The 1,003-nt window shown below is 46.8% G+C and carries 1 protein-coding gene; it reads left to right on the forward strand.

Features of this window, described 5'->3' with window-relative positions; translation table 11 throughout:
* Positions 1–943, forward strand: a 943-nt coding sequence (gene glmM, locus A3761_RS03860; RefSeq protein ID WP_068749850.1) for a phosphoglucosamine mutase, incomplete at its 5' end; no start/stop codon positions are given.
* Positions 944–1,003: the final 60 nt, after the last annotated feature.

The raw sequence follows: 1,003 nt of genomic DNA on the forward strand, positions 1-1,003 counted from the left end.
TGATAAAGACCTTGAAGTCGTAGCGCCCGACCTGCTAGGTAAGGCGAAACGTATTGATGATGCAATTGGCCGTTATGTCGAATGCTGTAAGGCGACCATTCCTTCGTCGATGTCTTTGACTGGTATGAAAATTGTGCTGGATTGTGCGCATGGTGCAACCTACCAGGTGGCGCCTTATGTCTTTAAAGAATTGGGTGCAGAAATCACCACAATTGGTGTGCAACCAGATGGTTTGAATATTAATCGTGATGTAGGTTCGACAAGCCCTCAGGCGCTTGTTGACAAGGTATTAGAAGTTGAGGCTGATCTCGGGATTGCATTTGATGGCGACGGTGACCGTGTCATCATGGTTGATCATAAAGGTGAAGTGGTTGATGGTGATGAGCTGATTTATATTATTGCCAGGAATCGTCAGCAGGCTGGTCGCTTGGAAGGTGGGGTTGTCGGTACATTAATGACGAACTTTGGTGCAGAGCTGGCATTGCAAAAGCTGAATATTCCTTTTGTTCGTGCAAATGTGGGCGACCGCTATGTGATGGAGCAGCTAGTGAAGAATGGCTGGGAGCTTGGTGGTGAGAACTCAGGCCATATTATTTGCTTTGATAAAGCGAGCACGGGTGATGCAACTATTGCTGCGTTGCAGGTTCTTATTTCCTTATGGCGTGACGGTAAGAGCTTGCATGAGTTGAAGTCCGAGATGACTAAGCTTCCACAGGTGTTGAAGAACGTACGAATTAAAGAAAAAACAGACCCCATGTCAAACGATGTTATTGCCCAGGCTGTTAAAGAGCAAGGTGAGCGTTTGGCAGGGCAGGGTAGAGTGTTGTTGAGAGGCTCGGGTACGGAGCCTCTAATCCGGGTTATGGCTGAGGGCGAGGATGCGGACTTGGTGAATTCAGTGGTGAACTCTCTGGTTGAAACGGTCCAGAATGCAATTGGTTAAGTAATTGGGTAAAAAGTCGTAATGGGTTGCTTGTAAGTAAAGATTAACTCGGTTAGTATT

This window comes from Oleiphilus sp. HI0123, from assembly GCF_001635315.1.